At 55.2% G+C, this 20,066-nt stretch carries 18 protein-coding genes; 9 read left to right on the top strand and 9 right to left on the bottom strand.

The window, feature by feature from the left end; genetic code table 11:
* Positions 1 to 182 precede the first annotated feature (182 nt).
* The 6 genes from M495_RS07310 to sanA all read left to right on the top strand — a co-directional run bounded on the left by M495_RS07310 (position 183) and on the right by sanA (position 6,487).
* A complete protein-coding gene (locus M495_RS07310) occupies positions 183 to 1,406 on the top strand; it encodes an MFS transporter (RefSeq protein WP_020825999.1) in 1,224 nt (407 codons plus the stop codon).
* Positions 1,407 to 1,542: 136 nt separating this feature from the next.
* Positions 1,543 to 1,950, top strand: coding sequence for a CidA/LrgA family protein (locus M495_RS07305; protein WP_020825998.1), 408 nt, complete (start codon positions 1,543 to 1,545; stop codon positions 1,948 to 1,950).
* Complete coding sequence (locus M495_RS07300; RefSeq protein WP_020825997.1) at positions 1,947 to 2,642, top strand: CidB/LrgB family autolysis modulator; 696 nt, start codon at positions 1,947 to 1,949, stop codon at positions 2,640 to 2,642. Before M495_RS07305 ends, M495_RS07300 begins: the two co-directional genes overlap by 4 nt.
* A gap of 135 nt (positions 2,643 to 2,777) precedes the next feature.
* Complete coding sequence (gene cdd / locus M495_RS07295; protein ID WP_020825996.1) at positions 2,778 to 3,662, top strand: cytidine deaminase; 885 nt, start codon at positions 2,778 to 2,780, stop codon at positions 3,660 to 3,662.
* Positions 3,663 to 3,884: 222 nt separating this feature from the next.
* On the top strand, positions 3,885 to 5,582 hold the full coding sequence (locus M495_RS07290) for an NAD-dependent malic enzyme (RefSeq protein ID WP_020825995.1): 1,698 nt from the start codon (positions 3,885 to 3,887) through the stop codon (positions 5,580 to 5,582).
* Between the two features lie 167 nt (positions 5,583 to 5,749).
* Entirely contained in the window at positions 5,750 to 6,487 is a 738-nt protein-coding gene (gene sanA / locus M495_RS07285; protein WP_020825994.1) for an outer membrane permeability protein SanA, read from the top strand.
* Between the two features lie 66 nt (positions 6,488 to 6,553).
* On the opposite strand, the gene mglC is transcribed toward sanA, so the two are convergent.
* The 7 genes from mglC to M495_RS07250 all read right to left on the bottom strand — a co-directional run bounded on the left by mglC (position 6,554) and on the right by M495_RS07250 (position 14,986).
* Positions 6,554 to 7,564, bottom strand: a complete 1,011-nt coding sequence (mglC, locus tag M495_RS07280) for a galactose/methyl galactoside ABC transporter permease MglC (protein ID WP_012005998.1) — start codon at positions 7,562 to 7,564, stop codon at positions 6,554 to 6,556.
* An 11-nt stretch (positions 7,565 to 7,575) separates the two neighbouring features.
* Positions 7,576 to 9,084, bottom strand: coding sequence for a galactose/methyl galactoside ABC transporter ATP-binding protein MglA (gene mglA / locus M495_RS07275; protein WP_020825993.1), 1,509 nt, complete (start codon positions 9,082 to 9,084; stop codon positions 7,576 to 7,578).
* Positions 9,085 to 9,248: 164 nt separating this feature from the next.
* Positions 9,249 to 10,241 (bottom strand): galactose/glucose ABC transporter substrate-binding protein MglB, encoded by a 993-nt coding sequence (gene mglB / locus M495_RS07270; protein WP_020825992.1) that lies wholly within the window; start codon positions 10,239 to 10,241, stop codon positions 9,249 to 9,251.
* A 254-nt stretch (positions 10,242 to 10,495) separates the two neighbouring features.
* Complete coding sequence (gene galS, locus M495_RS07265; RefSeq protein ID WP_020825991.1) at positions 10,496 to 11,533, bottom strand: HTH-type transcriptional regulator GalS; 1,038 nt, start codon at positions 11,531 to 11,533, stop codon at positions 10,496 to 10,498.
* Positions 11,534 to 11,662: 129 nt separating this feature from the next.
* A complete protein-coding gene (yeiB, locus tag M495_RS07260; protein WP_020825990.1) occupies positions 11,663 to 12,844 on the bottom strand; it encodes a DUF418 domain-containing protein YeiB in 1,182 nt (393 codons plus the stop codon).
* Positions 12,845 to 12,912: 68 nt separating this feature from the next.
* Positions 12,913 to 13,581, bottom strand: coding sequence for a GTP cyclohydrolase I FolE (gene folE, locus M495_RS07255; RefSeq protein WP_041414357.1), 669 nt, complete (start codon positions 13,579 to 13,581; stop codon positions 12,913 to 12,915).
* 247 nt (positions 13,582 to 13,828) lie between these two features.
* Positions 13,829 to 14,986 carry a YbfB/YjiJ family MFS transporter gene (locus tag M495_RS07250; protein WP_020825988.1) on the bottom strand — a complete coding sequence of 386 codons (1,158 nt, stop codon included), beginning with the start codon at positions 14,984 to 14,986 and terminating at the stop codon, positions 13,829 to 13,831.
* Positions 14,987 to 15,093: 107 nt separating this feature from the next.
* Here M495_RS07250 and ptrR point away from each other — a divergent pair, with 107 nt between their 5' ends.
* The 3 genes from ptrR to fghA are packed head-to-tail and all read left to right on the top strand — an operon-like array spanning position 15,094 to position 18,024.
* A complete protein-coding gene (gene ptrR / locus M495_RS07245; RefSeq protein WP_020825987.1) occupies positions 15,094 to 16,011 on the top strand; it encodes a putrescine utilization regulator PtrR in 918 nt (305 codons plus the stop codon).
* 28 nt (positions 16,012 to 16,039) lie between these two features.
* Complete coding sequence (locus tag M495_RS07240; protein WP_020825986.1) at positions 16,040 to 17,167, top strand: S-(hydroxymethyl)glutathione dehydrogenase/class III alcohol dehydrogenase; 1,128 nt, start codon at positions 16,040 to 16,042, stop codon at positions 17,165 to 17,167.
* A 14-nt stretch (positions 17,168 to 17,181) separates the two neighbouring features.
* A complete protein-coding gene (gene fghA / locus M495_RS07235) occupies positions 17,182 to 18,024 on the top strand; it encodes an S-formylglutathione hydrolase (RefSeq protein ID WP_020825985.1) in 843 nt (280 codons plus the stop codon).
* 61 nt (positions 18,025 to 18,085) lie between these two features.
* On the opposite strand, the gene M495_RS07230 is transcribed toward fghA, so the two are convergent.
* A complete protein-coding gene (locus M495_RS07230; protein ID WP_020825984.1) occupies positions 18,086 to 18,277 on the bottom strand; it encodes a hypothetical protein in 192 nt (63 codons plus the stop codon).
* Between the two features lie 874 nt (positions 18,278 to 19,151).
* Entirely contained in the window at positions 19,152 to 20,060 is a 909-nt protein-coding gene (gsiD, locus tag M495_RS07225) for a glutathione ABC transporter permease GsiD (RefSeq protein ID WP_020825982.1), read from the bottom strand.
* Between the last annotated feature and the right edge of the window lie 6 nt (positions 20,061 to 20,066).

Here is a 20,066-nt window from a genome sequence, read left to right as displayed (position 1 = left end):
GGCCCTTTTTATGCGCTTAGTCCAGTAGTGATACGCCAGGCTTCAGGCTAAAACCGGCAAGTAATCCCTCTCCAGGAGCTTACCGAAGTAACCTCTTTTTTTACATCGCCTCTTCCCAGACGGCCAAAATGAGCTATGTTATCCATACTGGTTTTATCACTGTATGCATAAACAGGTCTGATATGAAGGGATTCCCACCGCTGATTAACGCCTTGCTGGTCAGTTCGCTGGTACTGACCATTGGCCGCGGCGTAACGCTGCCGTTCATTACTATCTATCTGACCGGGCATTTTCATCTGCTGCCCAAAAGCGTCGGCATCATTCTGGGTATCAGCCTGGCGATCGGCATTTTCGCCAGCCTGTATGGCGGCTACCTGGTAGACAAATTCAACAAAAACACGCTGATCCTGATTTCCATTCTTTTGTTCGCCCTGAGTTTTTTCGCTATCCCGTGGATCCCGCGGCCGGGGGGTATCGTTGTGGTTTTGGCTATTTTACATACCGCCTATTCCGTATTGGGCATCACCATTAAAGCGTGCTTTGCCGACTGGCTGCCGGTCGCGCAGCGCATCAAAGCCTTTTCAATAAACTATACGCTGGTCAACGTCGGCTGGGCGGTTGGATCATCGTTGGGGGTACTGGTGGCAGGTCTGGATCCGCTGTTGCCGTTTTACCTTTCCGGTGGATTGGCTTTATTCACGGTGGCGACGCTGAACGTCATCCTGGGCAAGCAGCCCGCTACGGCCCCGGTCGCGCTGGATGCAACGCCCACCGCGCGCCCTAATTTTCGCCAAACGCTGACCATTCTGCGTAACGATCGCCGGCTGATTTACTTCACACTTGGCAGTACGCTGGGTGCGGTGGTTTTCGGCCAGTTCTCCGGCTATTTATCGCAATACCTGATCACCGTTTCTAATGCAGAGTTCGCTTATCAGGTCATTGGGGCGGTGATGATCGTCAACGCCTGTATCGTCATCGCCCTGCAGTATCTGCTCAGCCGCGGCATGCGTCAGGAAAATATGCTGCGCTGGCTGACGCTGGGCACGCTATTTTTCATTCTCGGGCTGATCGGTTTTTGGCTGGCCGGGCAATCGCTCTGGCTCTGGATCCTTGCCATGGCGATATTCACCCTGGGCGAAATCATAGTGATCCCGGTGGAATATATGTTTATCGACTTCATCGCGCCACAGCACCTGAAAGGCAGCTATTACGGCGTACAAAACCTGAGCGCTCTGGGCGGCGCCATCAATCCGGTACTGTGCGGTTTTATTCTCAGCTACGCCGCGCCGCAAATGATGTTTCTGATGTTGATTGCTGCTGCGCTGCTCAGCCTGCTATTCTTTTTTCTCGGGCATCGCCTGGCGCAGAGGCAACAACAGAATGCCAACTTCGCCAGTGCAGAATAAACCTGCGTCCCTTTTCATCGCGGTTGTCAACCAGCCCCATCGGCATGGTAGCCATAGAGAGAATTCATGGTGTGATTTGTGGCGAAGATCACAGTTTAATTGTATGATGAATGCATCGGTTAAACGGGATTAAGTTATGGCCAAGCTACTCACTCTGTGCTGGAAATACCTGAGGGCATTCGTCCTTATCTACCTTTGTCTGTTCGCCGGCAATGCCATCGCGGCTCTGCTGCCGATCGCCATTCCGGGCAGCATTATCGGCATGCTGTTGCTGTTCGCCCTGCTCTCCACCCAAATTCTGCCGGCCAAATGGGTCAAACCCGGTTGCCACCTGCTGATCCGCTATATGGTGCTGTTGTTCGTGCCTATCGGCGTGGGAGTGATGAAATACTATGACCAAATTATCGAGCATCTGGGGCCGCTGGTGGTGTCCTGCATCGTCAGCACCCTGATGGTGTTGGTGGTGGTCGGCTACACCTCACATTATTTCCACCGGGAACGCACCATCATCGGCAAGCCTGATGCCGCGGAGGGCGAAAAATGATCCATGAAATCTGGTGGTCATTACCGCTGACGCTGGCCATCTATTTTGCAGCGCGCAAACTGGCGCAATGGCTGAACATGCCGTTGCTGAACCCACTGCTGGTGTCGATGGCGGTGATCATCCCCCTGCTGTTGCTGACCGGCATTCCTTATGAGCGTTATTTTCAGGGCAGTAAAATCCTCAATGACTTGCTGCAACCGGCCGTAGTGGCATTGGCTTATCCGCTGTATGAACAGCTGCATCAGATCCGCGCGCGCTGGAAGTCCATTATCGCCGTCTGCTTTATCGGCAGCCTCACCGCGATGATCAGCGGCGGCGCCATCGCTTTATGGATGGGGGCTACGCCGGAAATTGCCGCTTCCATCATGCCAAAATCGGTCACCACGCCCATCGCCATGGCGGTCGCAGAGTCGCTCGGCGGCATTCCGGCAATCAGCGCCGTTTGCGTGATTTTCGTCGGTATTCTCGGCGCGGTTTTCGGGCATACGCTGTTCAAAGTATTGAAAATCACAACCCGCTCGGCACGCGGGTTGGCTATGGGGACCGCGTCACATGCGCTCGGCACGGCACGCTGTGCGGAAATGGACTATCAGGAAGGGGCATTTGGTTCACTGGCCCTGGTGATCTGCGGCATCATCACCTCGCTGCTGGCGCCGTTTCTGTTTCCGGTACTGTTGCACCTGTTTGCGTAAGGTCTAAAACTTGCGATACATCTCGCATTTATGGTTTTCATTGCATTGATTTCATCAATAAAGAGATTTACATCACACTTTATTCGCGCCGGGCTGCCTAGAATGTTATCCCGTTAACCTGTAGAGAGAGTTTCTATGCACCCGCGTTTTCAAACCGCTTTTGCTGAACTGCCCGCCACATTGCAATCCGCCCTGCTGCCTTATTTTGATGCGCCTGATTTTCCGGCCATGCTCAAGGCGGAACAAGTGGATGCTATCAAGCAGCGCTGCGGGCTGGATGATGATGCTCTGGCATTCGCTCTGCTGCCGCTGGCGGCGGCCTGCTCGTTAGCGCCGATTTCGCAGTTTTATGTTGGCGCCATTGCTCGCGGGCAGAGCGGCAACCTGTATTTTGGCGCCAACATGGAGTTCAGCGGCGCGCCGATGCAACAAACCATTCATGCAGAGCAGTGTGCCGTGACTCATGCCTGGCTACGCGGCGAATCAACGTTAGCCTCCATCACCGTTAATTACACGCCTTGTGGTCACTGCCGTCAGTTTATGAACGAACTCAACAGTGGTACCACGCTGAAAATTCGTCTGCCCGGTCGCGAACCGGCCACCCTGGGCGACTATCTGCCGGATGCCTTCGGCCCGAAAGACCTGAATATCGCCACGTTGCTGATGGACCACGTCGATCATGGTTTCCAACTGACGCTGACCGACGAACTGGAGATGGCCGCGCTGGCTGCCGCCAATCAGAGTCACGCGCCCTACAGCAATGCCCACAGCGGCGTCGCACTGGAAGCCGAAGACGGGACGATTTATAGCGGTCGCTATGCGGAAAACGCAGCCTTCAACCCCAGCCTGCCGCCGCTGCAGGCCGCGCTGATTCTGATGAACGTCTCCGGCGGCGACTGCCAAAAAGTGGTTCGAGCGGTGCTGGCCGAGCCCGACAGTGCCATCCTCACCCAATGGGATGCCACCCGCGCCACGTTGGCCGCGCTGGGTTGCCAAAATGTCAGTCGTATCACTTTCTAAATCTGCCCCCCGGCGGTGCTGCCCGGCACCGCTGTTACCAGCCCCGCCAGCCGATTACAATGGCATTCACGTCTTAAAACACTTTCTTTAGTTAAATTAGGACTTGATCGTCGATAATTACGCCAATTTACCTCATGATCCGATAACAATTGCTGTACATATTTCCCCGATCTTTTAGGATCTAGCCCATAAAGTTATCCGATACGTTGAAGAGCAAAAGCCATGGAACTTGAATACGAAAGCAAACGCCCTCTCTACATCCCTTATGCCGGCCCTATTCTGCTGGAATTTCCGCTGCTCAATAAAGGCAGCGCTTTCACCGAGGATGAACGCAGCCATTTCAACCTGCACGGGTTGCTGCCAGAAGCGGTAGAAACCATCGAAGAGCAGGCGGAACGTGCCTACCGCCAGTACCAGGATTTCAAAAACGACAGCGATAAACACATTTATCTGCGTAATATCCAGGACACCAACGAAACCCTGTTCTATCGCCTGCTGGAAGCGCACCTGAGCGAGATGATGCCGATCATCTACACGCCGACGGTGGGTGAGGCCTGTGAGCACTTCTCCGATATTTACCGCCGGGCGCGTGGGCTGTTTATCTCCTACCCTAACCGCGACCGCATTGACGACATGCTGCAAAACGCCACCAAGCAAAACGTTAAGGTGATCGTTGTCACCGACGGTGAGCGCATTCTCGGTCTGGGCGACCAGGGTATCGGCGGCATGGGCATTCCAATCGGTAAACTGTCGCTGTACACCGCCTGCGGCGGCATCAGCCCGGCGTATACCCTGCCGGTGGTGCTGGACGTCGGCACCAACAACCCGCAGCGCCTGAACGATCCGCTGTACATGGGCTGGCGTCACCCGCGTATTTCAGGCGACGAATACCACGCCTTTGTTGAAGAGTTTATCCAGGCAGTCAAGCGCCGCTGGCCGAACGTGCTGCTGCAGTTCGAAGATTTTGCGCAGAATAACGCCACCCCGCTGCTGAACCGCTACCGTGACGAAATCTGCTGCTTCAACGACGACATTCAGGGCACCGCAGCCGTCACGCTGGGCAGCCTGATCGCCGCCAGCCGCGCCGCCGGCAGCCAACTGCGCGATCAGACCGTCACCTTCCTGGGTGCCGGCTCTGCAGGTTGCGGTATTGCCGAGCAAATTATCGCGCAGATGAAATCCGAAGGCCTGAGCGAAGACGAAGCCCGTGCGCGCGTCTTTATGGTCGACCGTTTCGGCCTGCTGACCGACAAACTGCCTAACCTGCTCGATTTCCAGAGCAAGCTGGTGCAAAAGAGCGAGAATCTGACTGCATGGCAGACAGAAAGCGATGCCATTTCCCTGCTGGACGTGGTGCGTAATGCCAAGCCAACCATTTTGATCGGCGTTTCGGGCCAGCCAGGCCTGTTTACCGAAGAACTGATCCGCGAAATGCACAAGCACTGCCCGCGCCCGATCGTCATGCCGCTGTCCAACCCAACCTCCCGCGTGGAAGCCCGCCCGGAAGACATCATTAACTGGACCGAAGGCGCTGCATTAGTAGCAACCGGCAGCCCGTTTGCGCCGGTGAGCTACAAAGATCAGGTATTCCCGATTGCCCAGTGCAACAACTCCTATATCTTCCCGGGGATTGGATTGGGCGTACTGGCCTCCGGCGCCACCCGCGTCACCGACGCGATGCTGATGGCCGCCAGCCGTGCGCTGGCCGACTGTTCGCCGCTGGCAACTGATGGGCATGGCGCACTGCTGCCGAATATCGACGATATTCAGGGCGTGTCCAAGTGCATTGCCATGGAAGTGGGTAAAGCGGCACAGCTGCAAGGCGTTGCTGTGGTCACCTCAGAAGAAGCGCTGTCGAAAGGCATCGAACACAACTTCTGGCGCCCGCAATACCGCAGCTATAAGCGCACTTCATTCTGATTTGCACAGTTAAACATCAGGCCCGGCTCGCCGGGCTTTTTTTATGCTCAAACCGCCTAAAAATGCGGTGCAATGCTTGCTTGATAGGGCGTCAAGCTTGCGTCGGCCTGTCAGGTAAAGTAGCCTTGAGCCATCTTTTTTGGCCCCTGTGCGCGTAAGGCAATAACATGTGGAAACGCCTGATAATCAGCCTGTTCATCATCACTGCGCTGTTGATGCTTTCGGCTCTCGCGCTCGATCGTTGGATCAGTTGGAAAACCGCGCCTTACGTCTATGACGAACTGCAAGGCCTGCCTCATCGCCAGGTCGGCGTGGTACTGGGCACGGCCAAATATTACCGCACCGGCGTGATCAACCAATATTATCGCTACCGCATTCAGGGCGCGATTAATGCCTATAACAGCGGCAAAGTGAAATACCTGCTGCTGAGCGGCGACAATGCCCAGCAAAGCTACAACGAGCCGATGACCATGCGCCGCGATTTGATCGCCGCCGGCGTAGCACCCAGCGATATCGTGCTGGATTATGCCGGTTTCCGTACTCTTGACTCTATCGTACGCACCCGCAAAGTGTTCGACACCAACGACTTTATCATTATCACCCAGCGCTTCCATTGCGAGCGCGCGCTGTTTATCGCGCTGCATATGGGGATCCAGGCTCAGTGCTACGCAGTTCCTTCGCCAAAAGACATGATGACGGTACGGGCACGCGAGATCTTCGCCCGCCTTGGCGCACTGACCGATTTGTACATACTAAAACGCGAGCCGCGCTTCCTCGGGCCACTGATCCCCATTTCCGCCATGCATACCGTACCGGAAGATGCCCAAGGCTACCCGGCAGTTTCGCCAGAGCAATTGGTTGAGCTGGAACACAAGCTGGCTGCGGAAAAACAAAAGGCCAAATAAGCTTTATCCCGCCCTGGAAACAGCAACGGCCAGCATTTGCTGGCCGTTTTCATAGCTGAGACACAACTATTTTTTCTTGGCGTATTTTAAGGAGTCCAACGCCACGGCGAAGATAATGATGCCACCCTTGATGATGTACTGCCAGTAAGGGTTAACGCCAATGTAGGTCAGGCCGTAGTTGATAACCGTAAAGATGATGACCCCGGTCACGACCCCCAGCACCGTCCCGACACCGCCGGCAAAGGACACCCCGCCTACCACGCACGCCGCAATGGCGTCCAGTTCATACATAAAGCCCAGGTTATTGGTGGCGCTGCCGATACGGCCCGCTTCCAGTAAACCACCGAAGGCGTAGAACACCCCGGACAGCGCATAAATCATGATCAGGTTCAACGGCACGTTCACGCCAGAAACCTTGGCTGCCTCAGGGTTTCCGCCGATGGCGAAAATATTTTTGCCGAAGCGGGTTTTATTCCACAGGATCCAGACAAAAATAATCGCAATGATGGCGTAGAAGGTGATGTACGACAGCTTAAAGTCGCCAAAACGCAGGAACCCCTGGGCAAAGGTGGAAAACTTGGGATCAAACCCCGCCACTGGCGATGCGCCAACGGAGTCGTAATACAGCGAGTTGATGCCGTAAACGATGATCATGGTGCCCAGCGTGGTAATAAACGGCGTCACATTGAGGTAAGCGATGATCAAACCGTTCACCAGACCGATCACCGCACCCACGGCGCACACCAGCAGGATCACCAGTGGGATCGACCAGGTTTCCATATGCGGAAATACCTTGTTCACGTTGTCCATCGACTGCAACAACGTCGCCGCGATCACCGCCGCCAGGCCAACCTGGCGCCCGGCGGACAGGTCGGTCCCCTGGGTAACAATCAGCCCCGCCACGCCCAGTGCAATAATGATGCGCACCGAAGACTGGGTCAGGATATTGCTCAGGTTCATTAGACTGAGGAAGGTCGGATCCTGGATAATAATAATTGCCAGCAGCACCAGCAACACCACGTAAATGCCACCTTCCTTGAAATAGGTGAACAAAGTTTTTTTATTCAGCGCGTTCATAATTCTGATCCTTAAAGGTGCAGGGATGCGAGACGTAAAATTTCATTTTGCGAGGTCTGTTTGGTGTTAACGATGCCCGCAACCTGACCATTACTCATCACCAGTATTCTGTCGGTAATTCCCAAAAGCTCCGGCATTTCAGACGAGACAATAATGATCCCCTTGCCCTTCTTCGCCAGTTCGGTCATCAGCTGATAAATTTCGAATTTGGCGCCGACGTCAATGCCGCGCGTCGGCTCATCCAGCATTAATATTTCCGGCTGAGTCAGCAGCCAACGGCCGATGATCACCTTCTGCTGATTACCGCCCGACAGCGAACCTATGTGGGTATGATGGCCCGGGGTTTTGACCCGCATGGCATCGATCACCCACTGGGTATCGCTTTTCATGCGTGCGTTATCCAACAGGCCGATTTTATTTTTGTAGTTGCGAATATTGGAGATCAGCGAGTTGAACCCCACGTCCAGATAGGCATAAATCCCGGTGGAACGACGTTCTTCGGTGACCAGTGCGAAACCGTGGTTTATCGCCTCATTGGCGCTGTGGTTGTTGATGGTTTTACCGTGCAGCTTGATGGTACCCGCAATTTTTTCGCGGATGCCAAACAGGGTTTCGACGATGTCGGTACGTTTGGCCCCCACCAGCCCGGCGATGCCGAGGATCTCGCCCTGATGCAGATCGAAAGAGACGTCGCGAATCGAAGGCTGGCGCAAGGAGGTCAGGTTCTTCACCTCCAGGATCACCTCGCCCGGCGTATTCTGTCGATCGGGGAAACGCTGGCTGAGCGAACGCCCCACCATCATCGAGATGATCTTGTCCATATCCAGCCCTTCCAGCGGCTGGGTGGCGATCCACTGGCCATCACGCAGAATGGTGATTTCGTCGCACAGCTGGAAGATCTCTTCCATCTTATGCGAGATATAGACGATGCCGCAGCCGCGTTCCTTCAGCTTGCGGATAATGGTGAACAGGTGGTTCACCTCTTTTTCCGTCAGCGATGAAGTGGGCTCATCCATAATGACAATCTTGGCGTCATAGGAGAAAGCCTTGGCGATTTCAATCATCTGCATTTGCGATACCGATAGCGTGCCCACTTTATCCCGCGGGTTAATATCAATATCCAGCTCGTCGAATATCGCCTGGGTATCTTTCAGCATCTTGTCCTGATCGACAAACATGCCCTTGGTCGGGTAGCGCCCCAACCACATGTTGTCCATCACGGTGCGCTGCAAGACCAGGTTTAATTCCTGATGCACCATGGACACGCCGTGTTCCAGCGCCTCTTTAGAGCTTTTGAAATCTATTTCCTGGCCCTGAAAAATAATACTGCCGGCATCCTTTTTATAAATGCCGAACAGGCATTTTAATAATGTCGATTTCCCCGCGCCGTTCTCTCCCATTAATGCATGAATGGAGTGCGGACGAACGCGCAGATTCACATTATCCAATGCCTTGACGCCGGGAAATGATTTACTGATATCAGTCATTTCCAGCAAAAATTCGCGTGGGCTGTCGGCCATAAATACACCTGGCTATGTGACCCGACACCTTCCAAACCGCCGCCTAATTAGCTGCAGCTTGAAACTCATCGGATCTGGGCTGTGATTTTAAGAAAAATTACCCCGCCGGCGGCTTTCCTGGTGTTGGCGCCGGGCAGCGCACCGCAGGCGGGGCCATTCAGAACTTACTTAACAAATTTGGACAAATTGTCCTTATCTACGCCAACGTAAGGAATGCGCACCACTTTATTGTCGATTTTATATTGGGTGCCGTCGGCAGCAGGTTTGCCCGCCGCCAGGTTTTTCGCCAGCTCGAAGGTGGCTTTGGCCTGATTGTCGGCATCGTTCAGCACCGTCCCTGCCATTGCGCCGGATTTCACCATCGCCAGAGCCTCTGGCAAGGCATCGACACCGAATACCGGGATGCTGGATTTGTTGTGCGCTTTCAGCGCTTCTACCGCCCCCATCGCCATGGCATCGTTGTTGGCGATAACCACTTCGATTTTGTTGGCGTTAGGGCCGGACAGCCAGGCGTCCATCTTGTCTTTTGCCTGTGCGGTGTCCCACATCGCGGTGTCCATCTGCAGTTGCTGAGTTTTGATACCGTCGTCATTCAGCGTTTTCACCACGTAAGTGGTACGCGCTTCTGCATCCGGATGGCCCGGTTCACCTTTCAGCAACACGTACTGGATCTGGCCGTCTTTATTCAAATCCCAGTTCGGGTTGGCCTTCCAGTGTTTCTCAATCAGTTGGCCCTGGATCACGCCGGACTCTTTAGAGTCGGTGCCCACGTAATAGGCTTTGTCATAGCTGTCCAGCGCTTTGCGGGAAGGCTCTTTGTTGTAGAACACGATAGGGATATCGTTTGCGCGTGCCTTATCAATCACCACCGGGGCAGCCGCTGGATCCACCAGGTTAATCGCCAGCGCTTTTACGCCCTTGGCGATCAGCACGTCGATCTGGTCGTTTTGTTTGGATTGGTCGTTCTGCGAGTCATTCATCAGCAGGGTGACATCCGGAGAGGCCTTGGCGTCTTTCTCGATTGCCTTGCGCACCACCGACATAAAGTTGTCGTCATATTTATAAATCGTGACGCCAATACGGGTATCTGCGTGAGCTGCGGCGCCAAACATCATGGCTGCGGCCGTCGCGGCCAGGGTGAAAACCTTCTTATTCATTGTGTGTCTCCGGTTTATGTAGGGTCTTGCTCGGTATTAGGCCAAGGGCAACCGGCGGTGTCAGCACGACCGGGCCTGGCAGTTTCCCTGTCATCCGTGAATCATGTTATTCCTGAAAAATGTGGCGCCAGCGTGAGTTAAAACAGCAGCGGCAAGTGCCTTTACGCTGGAAAACGCCTAGAGCATAGACGGCGTGATGTTAATAATCTGTGAATTTTCTCACAGATTGAAAACGGTTACACAAGATTAAATGTTCAGAGAGTGACCGCCGCCTCACTTTGCCAAGGGGCCACAGAATGGCGTCGGACCAGGGTCGGCATAAACAAATGGCGGGCCTGCGGCTCCAGCTTGCCTGCCGCGCCCAGCAAGGCCAGTTCGGTGGCCAGCGTCGCCATGGTGACAATCGGGTAACGCACCGTGGTGAGCTTGGGGCTGGTGTAACGAGCGATGGGGATGTCGTCGAACCCAACCAGCGAAAAGTTTTGCGGTACTGTGATAGCGTTTTCTTTCAGCACCGCCATCGCCCCGGCGGCCATGGCGTCGTTGTAGGCGAATACCGCACTAAGATGCAGGTTGCGGCCAAGCAGTTCGATCATCGCCTCTTCCCCGCCCTGCAAATCTGGCGAACCATAGGCGCGCCAGCTGTCGGGCGTTGCCAGCCCGGCCGCCGCCATCGCCTGCGTGTAGCCTTGCTGGCGCAGCGGCCCGTCTTCGATTGGATGGTTCGAGCCCAGATAACCAATACGCTGGTGGCCCTGCGACAGCAGCAAACGCATCGCCATCTCTGCGCCGCTGACGTTATCGAGCCCGACACAGCGATGTTCATAGCCGGGTATGATTCTGTTGATCAGCACCATACCCGGCACCTGATCGAGAAAGGCGATCAGCTCGGCATCACATAGAGTTTTAGCATGAACAATCAAGGCGTTGCAGCGTTGGCGAATCAGCACCTCGATGGCGTGGCGCTCTTTATCCGCCTGGTGATAGCTGTTACCGATCAACAGGTATTTGTGGTGTTGTTGCGCCACGGTGTCTACCGCTTTCACCAGTGCGCCGAAGAAGGGATCGGAGACGTCCATCACCACCACCCCAAGGGTATCGCTGCTCTGGGTGGCCAGGGCTTGCGCATTGGCATTGGGTCGATAGCCCAGTTCAGCCACCGCCTTCAATACCTGCTCGCGCGTCTCTTTGCTGGTCAAGGCGCTGTGATTCAGCACGCGGGAGACTGTCGCTACAGACACGCCCGCACGCTTCGCCACGTCGCGAATGGTGGTTGGGTGAACAGAGGTCATGAAGGATCCTGAGGTCGGGGTAGTTGACAGTGGCGCTATCCTACCCCGTTTGTCATCCTCCTCTGCGTGAATTACGTCACAGGAAAGAAAACGTTTACATACATTTTTTTAACCTACCTGCGCCAGATCTCAATTCACCACCTTGGGCTCCACCTTGCCGGTAGCCAGGGCGGTGAGTTTGCGCCACAGCCACTCCACCGGCCCCTGCTCGAAATAGCGCAGCCACAGGTTTGAAAACAACAGGTTAGCCAGCCAGACCAACGGAACGAAAGCCAAAAGTTGCAGGCGGTCAAACTGTTGATACAGGCCAAAGCGATAAAACAGCGTGGTACAGATCAGCGTTTGCAGCAGGTAATTGCTCAGCGCCATGCGCCCGACCTGCGTCAACCAGTGCCCAATGCGCAAACGCGACAGCGTCGGCCAAAAACCGTAGCACAGCGCCAGATAGCCCATCGCCTGCAGGGGCGCCCCCAGCTCACGTGGCACCTGCAATAAAAAACCGCTCCAACGGTAGTCCCAGTGAAGATGCCATTGCAGCACCACGGCCGGCAGTTGGATCAGCAATGAAAGCGGTATCAGCCATGCTGCCTGCCGGCGGTAGTAACCCGGTGAATAAGTGCCGCGTAGCCAGCCACTGCGCATTAAACCGGCGCCGAACAGCATCAGCCCCGCCAACTCCCAACCGTATTGCGCGCCAATCGCCAGCAGGCTGGAGGAAAGAAGATCGGTGCGGCTGCGCCAGGCTTCCATCCCGCCCTGCAGCTTCCAAAACTTCTCATACTGCAGCTCTGCCACGCCGGGTTGCCAGAAACTGCCAGGTTCACCGTGCGAAATGAAGCCCAACAACAACAGCACCCCGACACCAATCAGGTACAGCACCACGCCGGTTTTCAACAGTTGATAGGTTTCTTTCGCATCGCGGATCATCCGCCAGCACACCAACCCGATCAGCCCATAGGCCAGCAGGATATCGCCGTCCCAAAGGAAAATGGCATGTCCCAGGCCAAACAGCACCAGCCACGACAGCCGTGCACGTATCCAGCCTTTGCCGCGGCGCAGCAGCATCTGCAGCCCGGCGCCAAACAACAGGGCGAACATCGCCAGGAATTTAGCCTGCGCGAAAATGTCCAGCAGCGCCCAGGTCCAGGCATCGCGCGTTGTAGGCAAGCCCAGATAGGCCGGATTGAGATAGGCCGCCTTCGGCAGGCCAAAGGCGCTGATATTCAGCAGCAAAATGCCAAGGATGGCGATACCGCGCACGCAGTCCAGCGTGGCGATGCGCGGCAAAGGAGCCGTTGGGCTAGTGTTCATTATTTTATCGCTGTATTCCGCTCATTAAAAAGGCGCCCGCAGGCGCCTGTTACCATTCTAGCGACCCATCACGACTGGTGATGGCGCACCGCGCGCAGGAATTCCTGACGGGTGTTCTGGCTGGACTTGAACAGCCCGCCCAGAGAGGTCGTGGTGGTGGCGCTGGTCGCGTCACGGATACCGCGCGCCTTAACACAATAATGGACCGCATCAATTGATACCGCCACATTATTGGTGCCCAGCAAGGTTTGCAATGCCACCAGGATCTGCTGAGTTAAGCGCTCCTGCACCTGTGGGCGCTGGGAGAAGAACTGCACGATACGGTTGATTTTCGACAGCCCAATCACCGCATCCTTGGGAATGTAGGCAACGGTCGCCTTGCCATCGATGGTGACGAAATGGTGTTCGCAGGTGCTGGTCAGGGTGATATCACGCACCGTCACCATTTCATCCACCTTCATCTTATTTTCAATGACGGTGATTTTTGGGAAGTTGGCGTAGTCCAGGCCGGAGAAAATCTCATCGACATACATTTTGGCGATGCGGTGCGGGGTTTCCGCCAGGCTGTCGTCGGACAGATCGAGATTAAGCAGCTGCATGATTTCGGTCATGTGCTCTTTAATACGACGTTTACGCGTTTCGCGATCCAGCACTTCGCCGCGCAACGGAGTTTCCAGACCGCGCTCTTCGAGCGCCGCGTGAACCAATGCAGCTTCTTTACTTAATGATGATGTCATTTCTTCTCTCCAACGGACTTGAACTCACCCATCCGGCTGTTTTACCGAGCAGAGGGATGAATTGCATACTCTCCTGACGACAGACGTTTCCGCAGTTGATAACGTGAACCCAGTCAAGATTTTGCCCCCACTCTAGATGAGAGCGAGGGGATTATCCAGTGATTGTGTTTCATCCGCAGGTGAAATATTCGCATTTAGCACAATCAGGCCAGCTGCGGCTATTCCACTTTTTTTGTACGGAATTTAATCACTGCGCCATCGGTTTTCGCGCCAGCTCGCGCGCCGACGTATTGACCACCAGCAGACCGGCCACAATCAGCGCCGCCACGGCCACGTACAATGCCGGTTCCAGTCGGTGAGTCAATGCGGTAGACAACGCCGACAGCGTCGGACCAACCAGTTGGCCAATCGCATAACCGGTGGTCAGCAGTCCCGCCATATAACGGGCATGGTTGGGTGCCAACTCACGGCCATGCTGAATCGACAGCTGCACCACGCTGAGGAAGCCGCCACCGGTCAGCAACGCGCCCAGTGCCAAGCCGGCAACTCCCGGTACGATTTCCGCGCTTAACACCCCCAATGCCTGTACCCACAGGGTGATAGCCAGCCGGGTTTGAGTAGTCAGCCGGTGACGGGTCAGAATACCGATGACAATCCCCAGCACCGCCGCCCCACCAAAGATCGGCCAGACAAATTGCGCGAACAGGCTGCCGGGAAAGCGCGCCGCGGCCATTTGCGACAAAAAAGTGGCCGGCAGAATATAACCAAAGCCTGCGAGACTGTAGCTCCACACCAGACGTTTCAGCGCCGGGGTCAACAACAATGGCTCAGGCGCCACGTCAGGACGATGCAATTCGCCGGTCTTCGGCAGATTAATGCTGATCGCGCCAATCAATACCAGCGCCAGTACGCCGTAGACCAGCCAGGCCTGTGACGCGGTCAACGCCAGACTGTGGATCCCCACCGCCAGCATGCCGCTGATAAAAATTCCGGCTCCCGGGCCGGCAAACACCGCCGCGCTGAGCGCCGGTCGGCCATAGTGTGCCAACCGTTCGTTGGTCCAGGCCGCCACCAGTACCATCGACCAACCGCTAGCCCACCCGATGAAGAAACGCACCGCACCGTGCCACCACTCCCCCTGTACCCAGGCGGAAAGCAGCGTCAAGATCACCGCCCCCCACACGCCCAACCACAGCCGACGTTCCACGTGTCGGCTGGCACGCATGGCATCGTAAGCGCCGCACAGGTAGCCCAGATAGTTGATGGCCGCCACCAATCCGGCGCCGGTCAGAGTAAACTGATGCTCAGCAATCATCAGCGGCACCTGCGGGGTAAAGGCGAAGCGGCCAATCCCCATGGCAACGATCAACGCGATAAAACCGCTCAGGGCAATTCTTAAGGCCATGTAGAGTTATCCATACTGTTAAAAGAAAGTTGCCAGTATCATGCAGCAGTATTACACTCACAAAAACTGAATAATACTCATCAAGTTCATCACGAAAAGAGAAGATAATGGATCTGACCCAGCTCCGCATGTTTTGCAGCGTCGCCGAAACCGGCTCCGTCGCCCGTGCCGCAGAGCAATTGCACCGCGTCCCCTCGAACCTGACCACACGCCTGCGTCAGCTCGAACAGGAACTGGGCACCGATCTGTTTATCCGTGAAAAACAGCGACTGCGCCTTTCGCCGATGGGCCATAACTTTCTCTGTTATGCCAACCGTATCCTGGCGCTGAGCGAAGAAGCCATGAGCATCACCCATGCCGGTGAGCCGGCGGGTAACTTCGCCATCGGCTCGATGGAAAGCACCGCCGCCACCCGGTTGCCCACCCTGTTGGCGGCGTATCATCAGTGTTTCTCGCAGGTGTCGCTGTCACTGACCACCGGCACCTCCGGCGAGATCACCGAACGAGTCCGCGCCGGTACGCTAGCGGCCGCGCTGGTCGACGGGCCGGTACAGTATGACGAACTCAATGGCTGTATTGCCTTCCCCGAACATATGGTGGTGATCTCCTGTCTCGACCACCTGCCGATCCATAACGCCAAAGATGCCAAGGGCGAAACCCTGTTTGCCTTTCGCGCAAGCTGTTCTTACCGTCTGCGGTTGGAGTCCTGGTTCAAGCGCGAAGGTGCGCTGCCAGGCCAGATTATGGAAATCCAGTCCTACCACGCCATGCTGGCCTGCGTCGCCAGCGGCGCCGGGCTGGCGATGATCCCGCATTCGGTACTAAGCCTGCTGCCCGGCCACGAACGGGTGAAAGTACACACCCTGCCGGACGACATTGCCCAAACTGCCACCTGGCTACTGTGGCGACGCGACGCCTTTGGCCCGAACGTACGCGCCCTGAAAGAACTGATTATTGAACAGGCAGAAACCGTTGCGGTTGAAAATACTGCCCATGACTTACCCGATGCTATCGACATAGCCTGATTTAAAAAATAGACCACTGGAGACTATGATGGAAATGATCAAAACCCGTGCCGCCGTTGCCTGGGGACCGAACCAGCCGCTGAAGATCGAAGAAGTCGATCTGATGCCACCGCAAAAAGGCGAAGTGCTGGTGCGGATCGTCGCCACCGGTGTCTGCCACACAGACGCCTACACCCTGTCCGGTGCCGATCCCGAAGGCGTGTTCCCGGCAATCCTCGGCCATGAAGGCGGCGGCGTGGTGGAAGCCATCGGCGAAGGCGTGACCAGCGTGGCGGTAGGCGATCACGTGATCCCGCTGTACACCCCGGAATGCGGCGAGTGCAAATTCTGTAAATCCGGCAAAACCAACCTGTGCCAGGCGATCCGCGCCACCCAAGGCAAGGGCCTGATGCCGGACGGCACTACCCGCTTCTTTAAGGACGGCAAGCCTATTTTCCACTACATGGGCACTTCAACCTTCTCCGAATACACCGTGGTACCGGAAATCTCACTGGCCAAAATCAGTAAAGAAGCACCGCTGGAAGAAGTCTGCCTGCTCGGCTGCGGCGTCACTACCGGCATGGGTGCGGTTATCAACACCGCCAAAGTGCAAAAAGGCGATACCGTTGCCATCTTCGGCCTTGGCGGCATCGGTCTGTCGGCCATTATCGGCGCACAGATGGCCGGTGCAGGTCGCATCATCGGCATCGACATCAACACCAGCAAGTTCGATCTGGCGCGCAAGCTGGGCGCTACCGATCTGATCAACCCGAAAGACTACGATAAACCGATCCAGGATGTGATCGTTGAACTGACCGACGGCGGCGTAGATTTCTCCTTCGAGTGTATCGGCAACGTCAACGTAATGCGTTCAGCGCTGGAATGCTGCCATAAAGGCTGGGGCGAATCCGTAATCATCGGCGTCGCCGGTGCAGGGCAGGAAATCTCTACCCGTCCGTTCCAACTGGTGACCGGCCGCGTCTGGCGCGGCTCTGCTTTTGGTGGGGTGAAAGGCCGTTCGCAACTGCCGGGTATCGTCGAGCGTTATATGAACGGCGAATTCGCGCTGAATGACTTTATTACCCACACCATGGGCCTGGAGCAGATTAACGAGGCGTTCGATTTGATGCACGAAGGCAAATCCATTCGTTCCGTTATTCACTTCGACAAAAAATAAGCCAGGAGGCAGAGATGACCTTGTCATTAGAACTTCTCGAAGAGCACCGCATGTTTGGCGGCTGGCAACAGCGTTACCGCCATGCGGCGCAGAGCCTGAATTGCAACATGACTTTCAGCATCTATCTGCCGCCACCGCGCGATGATAACCCGCCGCCGGTGCTGTACTGGCTGTCGGGGCTGACCTGCAATGACGAAAACTTCACGCTGAAGGCCGGTGCGCAGCGTATCGCCGCCGAGCTGGGACTGGTATTGGTGATGGCCGACACCAGCCCGCGCGGCGACGATGTGCCGAATGATGAAGGCTACGATTTGGGCCAGGGCGCAGGCTTCTATCTGAATGCCACCCAAGCACCGTGGGACAAGCATTTTCGCATGTACGACTACATTAGCGATGAGCTGCCGGCGTTGATCAACCAGCATTTCAGCGTCAGCGAGCGCCAGTCGATTTTCGGCCATTCCATGGGCGGCCACGGCGCACTGATGATGGCGTTCCGCAATCCCCAGCGCTTCCGGTCGGTATCGGCGTTTGCGCCGATCGTCAATCCCTGTCAGGTGCCCTGGGGACGTAAAGCCTTTGCCGCCTATTTGGGCGACGACGAAAGCCAGTGGCTGCAGTATGACAGTTGCCACCTGCTGGCCAACGGCGCGGAAAAAATGCCGGTATTGGTGGACCAAGGTGACGACGATCAGTTCCTGGCAGATCAACTGCAGCCGGCAAAACTGGCCGAGCTGGCACGCCAGCGCGACTGGCCGCTGATCCTGCGCATTCAGCCGGGCTACGATCACAGCTACTTTACCATCGCCAGCTTTATCGAAGACCATCTGCGCTTCCACGCCGAACATCTGTTCCGCTGATCATAAAACCGTAACAGTGCTTGCGATAATCGCTATCGCAAGCACTTATTACGGCGACTGCTTATTCCCGGCCATTAAACCAATAATAAAAATTCTCAACAGAAGTCAGTACCGCCTTCACGCCAAAAAAGGCGAAAACCGCCACGGCAATATCCACATAGCTATTATGAGGTTTCATAATGGCCAGTGAAGAGTATTGAATTAAATCAAATGATATCCATATCCATAAAGCGACATATATAACATCTTTCATTTGATATTCCATTGATGCGGTGGATATTACCAACGGCACTGACCATTCACACTATTAGGGCTATTATTTCCACCCAAAGCATCCTGCCGCCCCCCTCTTTGCGGGTTATTATCCTTACAGGATATTGCCGCCTTCATTCCCCCCATAATAGCACCAACCACCATTAAGGCCGGATGACCTGGCCTTCGTATCGCTCCCCCGATCGCACCCAGAATAATTTTACTCCCCACTTGGTTCGCGCAGGTATTCGGTGCTCCACCATAGTGACCACAGCCATCCCCCCGACCTTCATAACCGGAGTCAGCGTTTCCGCCAGAAATTAGATCAAGATCCTGTGATGTTAACTCACGAATAGCCATATTATTCACTCCATGAATTAAAGTTATTAAATCCTCACAAACAAACATATTGGGCAACCATAGTGATAATATAATTGCGAAAGTAAAATACAAATTTTATTTAGTAAAAACGTGACGAGAGCAATAGGTTAATCATGTATTCTTCGGTTATTAACCGACAACACTAAAAGACTCAATTTAATAGAACACTAAAAACTTAGCGTATTAACCTTGAGATAAATTCATCTTATCCGGTACGTTAGCCTTCTCTCACGCTAAAGATCATGAAACATTCTCGATGCCGTTATACCAGCGGTAAAAAGCTTGCATCAGGTTACAGACCTTCCAGATACCAAAATACACCAGTAGACCAATAACCACATCGACATAGCTGATATCGGGGTAGGCTACCAGAAGCGACGAATTGCGTACCAGGCTGAGCCCCCCAGATAGGTGATGATGTAAATCAGCATGCCTGTTTTAATTCCCTTTTTACTGATATGGCTCATAGCCAGCTCCTTTGGACTAAAAAACGGTTATCCCTTCAACTTCGGATCCAACGCATCGCGCAAGCCATCCCCCAGCAGGTTAAACGCCAACACCGTGATGAATATTGCCAGACTCGGGAAAATCGCGACATGCGGCGCGATCACCATATCCGCCCGCGCTTCATTGAGCATCGCGCCCCATTCCGGCGTTGGCGGCTGGGCACCCAGCCCGAGGAACGACAGGCTGGCGGCGGTGATGATTGAAGTACCGATACGCAGGGTAAAATACACCACAATCGACGAAATTGTCCCCGGCAGAATATGCCGCATGATAATGGTCCAGTCTGACGCGCCAATGCTGCGTGCCGACTCGATGTAGGTCAGATGCTTCAACACCAGGGTGTTGCCCCGTACCAATCGGGCGAATGCCGGTATGCTGAAAATGGCCACGGCGATAATCACGTTGGCCATGCCGCTGCCCATAATCGCCACCACGCCGATCGCCAGCAGAATGCCCGGAAAGGCGAACAGCACATCACAGATACGCATGGTAATGCGATCCCACCAGCCTTCGTAATAGCCCGCCAGCAGCCCCAGCAGCGTACCGATCAGCCCACCCACCAGCACCGAGAACACCCCGGCGGCCAGCGAAATACGGGTCCCCATCAGAATGCGGCTGAAAATGTCCCGCCCCAGCGAATCCACCCCCAGCCAATGCATCAGCGAAGGCCCTTCGTTCAGGCGGTCGTAATCAAAATAATTTTCCGCGTCAAAGGGAACCAGGTAGGGTGCCAGCAGCGCAGCAACCACCAACAGTAACACCAATAGCGCAGCGACCAGCGCCACGCGTTGCTGACGGAAACGCCGCCAGAATTCATGCCACGGCGTTCGTACTGCGTTAGGATCGATTGTCGGCATCGCCTTCAGTGCGGCGTCGCGTCGCCAATGCTTAATCATGCAGCG

The sequence above is a fragment of the Serratia liquefaciens ATCC 27592 genome (genome assembly GCF_000422085.1).
GTDB lineage: Bacteria > Pseudomonadota > Gammaproteobacteria > Enterobacterales > Enterobacteriaceae > Serratia > Serratia liquefaciens.
Note: the sequence above shows the minus strand (reverse complement) of the source record. Positions and strands in the feature narration are given on the sequence as shown.